This window comes from Erwinia sp., assembly GCF_031978025.1.
Classification (GTDB): domain Bacteria; phylum Pseudomonadota; class Gammaproteobacteria; order Enterobacterales; family Enterobacteriaceae; genus Erwinia.
The window spans coordinates 1-2,957 of the sequence record NZ_DALZCD010000387.1 but is presented as its reverse complement, the minus strand read 5'-3'; the positions used below and the strand labels follow the sequence as shown (position 1 = coordinate 2,957).

The following is a 2,957-nucleotide window of genomic DNA, read 5'->3' as shown; positions in this document are numbered from 1 at the left end:
TTTTCCCCTGGCGCAGCAGCGCTTCGTCAATTTCGTAGTCGAGAAAGCCCCACATATAGGGCCGTTGAGCCTGGCCCCACTGGTTCAGCAGGCTTTGCTGATAGCTCTCTGCCTGCTGAAAATGATGCGGGCGCAGGAACATGCCTTCGGTCCAGACCACTTTTTCTGCTTTGTTCATAAGGCTTCCGTTTTCAGGCTGGCGTCAGTGACTGACGGCAAGGAGTCCGCTGTCGTTAGCGACGAGAGTGGCTTGCAGAAGGCTGTCCACCTGCTGCCAGACCGCGTCCGTACCGGTCGGCAGCGGCAGCGAAAGACGCCATTTTTTCCCGTCAAGCGACTGGTATTCGGCAAGCACGCCAATGTAGCGAGCCTCAGCAGGCAGCGGCCCGCTCAGGGTGTCAGTGCTTTTACCGGGCATCAGAAAGAGTTGTTCACTGTTCAGCAATGCGCCGCCCAACAGGGCACCCGTTTTGTTTTGCAGCGAATAAAAATCGGCGGACACGAAATCGGCGTCGGACCGCAGCAGCAATACGCGAACCTTAAGCGGTGCGCCGTGATTAATCTGCGAAGGATGCCTGAACGCCAGGCTGTAGTGAGAAGGTACGCTGTGCGAAGTGCAACCTGTCAGCACGCTGAGTGCTATCAGGAAAAGCGCCTGAAAACTCAGGCGCAGAACGTTTCTGTTCATCATTATTAGCTACTTAGCTACTGGATTAGTCGATCACCCAGGTTCCGCTGTTGCTGTTCTGGCAGGCTTTGCTGTCGCCATCAACCGCAACGCAGGTCTTTTTCGCCGGGGCACGAACACGTTTACGGCGGGCATCGGCCTTAAGGGTTTTATCGTAAAGGTCGCTTTTTACTACGGCACGCAGCGGCACATAGCCGATCAGCTGCTCTTCCCCGCTCTCGGCGATGGCGAACCAGTTATTTTCCACCGTGCCGAGAACGGTATAAGGCTTGCCGTTTTCCAGATGGCTGACCAGCTTGCCGCCGAAGTCAGGACGCGTCATCACCGAAGCGGCGTAAAGCGCCCGATATTCCTCGTTCACCGGGGTAAAAGAGAGCGGCGGCTGTACCGCATGACGGTAGGTCAGTTTCACGCCGTCGACGGTGCTGGAAACGAGGGTATCGTCGGTCATTGGCGGCGGTGGCGCCTTACATCCCGCTACCGTCAGAACAAAAAGCAGGCTTAATGCAATTCGAATTTTCACCCGGGTCCTCATGTTTTCTGTTTAAAAAGGCTTGTGCGAAAGTGCGGCTGAAGGCGGGTTGACCGGGTTTACAGCCGTACTCTGCTGTCGGCTGGTCGTGCCACGTTGATAAACAGCCTCTGCCGCGCCCGATTACTGCAATGGTTAATAAAACCGAAGCGCTATTATAACTCGCCCAACAGGGTATAACGCCTGGTTAGCGGGTTAATTATTAAGCAAATCGATCTTTTACGGCTCGTCAACTAGCCGCAGACTGTTTTATAGCACCGTTTAAAGCTGGAGCGTCAGGACTATCTCGCCGGATACCCTGCCGCGGCTGCCTGAAAATAAGTCGTTCAGATAACCTTTTTTTCAGATTTTCTTTATCTCTTACCCCTGACGATAATGTGGTTAAAAAAGGTAACAGCATCATGCAAGTACATAAGTGATCCTCTGACTCTACATTACCATAGCTACCGCACGGGCCAGCAGTGAAGCAGGCTGCCCGGGCAGAATCCAGGGGGTGGAGACCCTTTTTCCGGCAAGTTTACAGAGTCCTTTTAATTATTCAACGCTCTCTCCCACTGCGCTTAAGCTTTAGTAATGCTAATGTAAAAAAATTAAACAAAATTTGAGCAGCCTGAGGCGCATTTTTGCCAGACCAGCCCGATTTGGTGATATTTTCTTCATCTATATATTTCATTTTTTTACTAAAATTCATTTTATTAATAACTAAATATTATATAGACACAGTTGGTACTGGCACTGAACTTTAATACAGGGGAGAAAGGTAATTTCGGAGAGAGAATCAAAAAAACAAAGTATCGGACAGAGCTTTTATTTACGCGCTATCCAGATACTTTTGCTGACTAAAGGGAAATTAAAAGGTTTTTACTACAGATGAGCCAAACTTAAGCAATTAGAATCTCTTCGAGTTCCTGTAGCTTAGCGACCTGCCAGGTCGGCACGATACCGTCGGGTAAGGGGCGATTGTCAGCGTTCAGCCAACAGGTTGCCAGCCCGGCACGCATCCCACCCAGAATGTCAGAATCAGGGTTATCACCTACCATCATGACCCGGCCGCGCGGGGGATTACCCATCTTTTCCAGCGCATGTTCGAAAATGGCCGGATGGGGTTTGGCGTGGCCTACCTGTTCAGAGATAACCACCAGGTCGAAGTAGCCCAGAAAGCCGGTGCGCTCCAAACGGATCTGCTGCAGCGCCGTAAAACCGTTGGTGATGATGCCCATTTTTACATGGCCTTTCAGGCAGTTTAACAGATTCACCGCGCCGGCCAGCGGCACGCAGATCTCGGCCATCGCGTTTAAAAAACCCTGGTTGAGATCGAGGGGCGTGACGTTCAGCTTGTCGGCCCAGCCCTGAAAACGCTGGTGTTGCAGCTGCCGCGCGGTAATCGCGCCGTTCTGGTATTCCACCCACAACGGTTTATTAACAGACTGATACTCCTGATAATCATCCGGTGAAAACACCACGTCATACTGCTGGAAAAGGCGCTGTAATCCGGCATACGCATCAAAGTGAAACAGCGTGTCGTCAGCGTCAAACAATATCCAGTCCCACTCTTTAAGCATCATTTATCCTTAGATAGTTAGCGCCATGATAATGGCATCTTCTTTCCCCTCGGCAGTAGGGTAATAGTTACGACGTACCGATACCTCATTAAAATCAAGCTGCTGATAAAGCGCGATGGCAGCGTGATTCGAGGCGCGCACCTCCAGCCACAGCGTGAGTACGCCGCGTCTGGCA

General features: G+C 51.5%; 4 protein-coding genes and 1 pseudogene. All 5 read right to left on the bottom strand.

Features of this window, described 5'->3' with window-relative positions; translation table 11 throughout:
• A partial coding sequence (gene tssK / locus RTK32_RS20685) for a type VI secretion system baseplate subunit TssK (RefSeq protein WP_312047231.1) occupies positions 1-178 on the bottom strand: 178 nt, incomplete at its 3' end.
• A 24-nt stretch (positions 179-202) separates the two neighbouring features.
• The gene (tssJ, locus tag RTK32_RS20680; protein WP_312047228.1) at positions 203-691 is read right to left on the bottom strand and encodes a type VI secretion system lipoprotein TssJ; all 489 of its coding nucleotides are present in this window, start codon (positions 689-691) and stop codon (positions 203-205) included.
• Positions 692-713: 22 nt separating this feature from the next.
• The gene (locus RTK32_RS20675; protein WP_312047226.1) at positions 714-1,211 is read right to left on the bottom strand and encodes an SH3 domain-containing protein; all 498 of its coding nucleotides are present in this window, start codon (positions 1,209-1,211) and stop codon (positions 714-716) included.
• 890 nt (positions 1,212-2,101) lie between these two features.
• Positions 2,102-2,782 (bottom strand): pyrimidine 5'-nucleotidase, encoded by a 681-nt coding sequence (gene yjjG / locus RTK32_RS20670; RefSeq protein ID WP_312047230.1) that lies wholly within the window; start codon positions 2,780-2,782, stop codon positions 2,102-2,104.
• A gap of 9 nt (positions 2,783-2,791) precedes the next feature.
• Positions 2,792-2,957, bottom strand: a pseudogene (rimI, locus tag RTK32_RS20665) (ribosomal-protein-alanine N-acetyltransferase); the annotation flags it as partial.

Coding starts and splice junctions, on each gene's coding strand:
- yjjG (WP_312047230.1), bottom strand. CDS start 2,782: ATGCTTAAAGAGTGGGACTGGATATTGTTTGACGCTGACGACACGCTG.
- tssJ (WP_312047228.1), bottom strand. CDS start 691: ATGATGAACAGAAACGTTCTGCGCCTGAGTTTTCAGGCGCTTTTCCTG.